The following is a 2,723-nucleotide window of genomic DNA, read 5'->3' on the forward strand; positions in this document are numbered from 1 at the left end:
CTATTAATATTTTGAGCTGAATATATCAATATAATAAGCACTAAAATAATAAAAGCCGAACGAGATTGTGTTAGAAGAATAGTTAAAAAATGCAGCACGGTAATTATATTCCACAAATTCCTTTTTGAATCATTTTCTCTCATATATAAGACAAAAGGGAAGCACAATAATAGATACGCTGAAAGAATTAACGGATTTCCCATTGAAGAAACGACTCGTGGCAAACCAACTACAGAAGATATATCATAATTAAACCATTGATTATCTATCAGGTATAAAGATGCATATGGTTGAAACCCTAAAAATTCAGTAATCCCTATTATACATACTATAGACGATATTGTTAGAAAGCTTTTAATAACATTTAGTATATTTATCTGCTTATAATATATACAAAGACAGAATAGTGCTCCAAAACTATATATAAAACCAAAAATCGAGTATTGGAAATTAGATTGTCCAAGTCCATTAACTACAGCTGAACAAATATGAACGATAAAGAAAAAACCTAGAGCAACTAACACATTCCTCATTTCCCTAACTTTCGATAAATCCATTTTAAACGAACTAATCATTGGAAAAGACAATAAACATAAGAGGATAAGAATAAATGATGGTCTTATTTGTCCTAATGCAGTTTGAATGCGTAGAACACTTACATAACCAGATGGTATAAATGACAAAGCAATAAATGGGCTTATTATCATAAAATGAATGAATTTTTTCGATATAACAAGGATAAACAACAAATATGTAATTAAAAATAAAATAAACACTATTTTATTAAAGGAGGCTATTACAGCCCCCAGTATTAATATAATTGAAAGTAATAAACCCTTTAAATTTTTAGGCAATGTAAATCCCACAGATGATCCCTCCTTCGAAATAGCTTGTTATTCACAACTTAATATTCTAATGAAATAAACATAAAATTACTACATATTTTTTGAATCACCTGCGAATACTAAAGCGCCAAACCACTCAGTAAAACCTTATCGCTATCATTACATTACTTTGTAATTAATGTAATGATGACTTGCATTCCAAATAATTCATATTCTAAATATAAGAGGTATATCGCTCATTAATTTTGGCCCAATCTTAATGTATCAAACATTAAAAATAGGCAGAATGCAGTAAACTGCATCCTGCCAAATAATTAGCTATGTCTATCTAAAAAGCGTATAATTCAATTCCTATACAATAAAATTATAGGATTTATCAATATACTAGCTTTCTTATATACTATAAACTCCAGTAAACATATCCTTTATTGATGGCCTCTTTTTTATCTTTTATGCTTTTTACATCTATCAGGACTTTATTTCCTTTTAAATACATTTTAGACAATGCATCCAAATCAATTTCCTTAAATTCATTATGCCCCACCGCCATAATAATCGCATCTACATTTTGTATGTTTTCCATAGGTGTTAACGTCAATCCATACTCATTTTTCGTCTCATTTATGTCTGCAACTGGATCCGTAATACTTACTTCAATTTCATATTCTCTTAAATGATTTATTATGTCTATTACCTTTGAATTTCTCACGTCAGGACAGTTCTCTTTAAAAGTTATTCCGAATAAAGCAACTTTTGCCCCTCTAACTTTTTTATCCACTTTAATTAGTTGCTTTATCACAGCTTCTGCCACAAATCTACCCATGTCATCGTTAATTTTTCTTCCAGAAGCAATAATTTGAGAATGATATCCTAATTGTTCGGCCTTATAGATAAAATAATATGGATCTACACCAATACAATGTCCACCAACCAGTCCAGGGTAGAACCCTAAAGCATTCCACTTGGTATTCATTGCCTTGATCACTTCATTAGTATCAATGCCCATCTTATCAAAAACTACTGCCAATTCATTCATAAAAGCAATGTTAATATCTCTCTGAGAGTTCTCAATTACCTTGGCTGCTTCTGCGACTTTAATACTCTCAGCTCGATGAACACCAGCTACAATAATCATTTCATATACCTTCGCTATATCATCTAAGGCTTCATCATCAATACCAGAAACTATTTTCACTATATTTTTTAATTGATTTTTTCTATCACCTGGATTAATTCTTTCAGGTGAGTAACCAACCTTAAAATCAATTCCACATTTTAGACCAGATGATTTTTCTAAAATAGGTATACAAATATCCTCTGTTACCCCCGGATATACAGTAGATTCAAATACCACTATAGATCCCTCAGTCAGATTTCTTCCGACGATTTCACTAGCACCGATTACTGGTTTTAAATTTGGTGTCTTATCAGGGTTTATAGGTGTGGGCACAGCTATAATGTGAAATTTAGAAGACTTTAAAGACTCCTCTTCCCATGTTAATAAGGCACTTGTTTGTTGAATTGCTTCGTCCCCAACCTCTTTTGTAACATCGATTCCATTAATATATTGTTCTATTTTATTCTTTGATATATCAAATCCAACTACATCTGCAACTTTAGCAAACTCTACAGCTAATGGCATCCCCACATAACCTAGGCCAATTACAGCTATTTTAGCCTGGCGATTTTTAATTAACTCGTACACATTTTTTTTTATTTTTCCTTTTCCCTGTGGGATTTTAAGCAATTCAGTCACACTCATTTTTTTCTCTCCTTTTATTCCAAATATAGTGTATTACAATAGTACATACTAATAAAATCTAAAATTTGGTTCGTCATCTCAATTAGTAAATGAATTCTATTCGAATTCATTTACTA

2 protein-coding genes are annotated in these 2,723 nt (G+C 31.0%); both read right to left on the minus strand.

Annotated elements, in window-relative coordinates; all coding sequences use genetic code 11:
- Positions 1–866: hypothetical protein (locus tag AB3X48_RS20710; RefSeq protein WP_367959889.1), on the minus strand; the 866-nt coding region annotated here is incomplete at its 3' end.
- Between the two features lie 379 nt (positions 867–1,245).
- Entirely contained in the window at positions 1,246–2,607 is a 1,362-nt protein-coding gene (locus tag AB3X48_RS20715; protein WP_367959890.1) for a nucleotide sugar dehydrogenase, read from the minus strand.
- Positions 2,608–2,723: the final 116 nt, after the last annotated feature.

Source organism: Bacillus sp. S4, assembly GCF_040838205.1.
GTDB classification, from domain to species: Bacteria; Bacillota; Bacilli; order Bacillales; family Bacillaceae_G; genus Bacillus_A; species Bacillus_A cereus_U.

Bases quoted from the DNA above. Each gene is read 5' to 3' on its own strand.
- AB3X48_RS20715 (WP_367959890.1), bottom strand. From the start codon at position 2,607: ATGAGTGTGACTGAATTGCTTAAAATCCCACAGGGAAAAGGAAAAATA.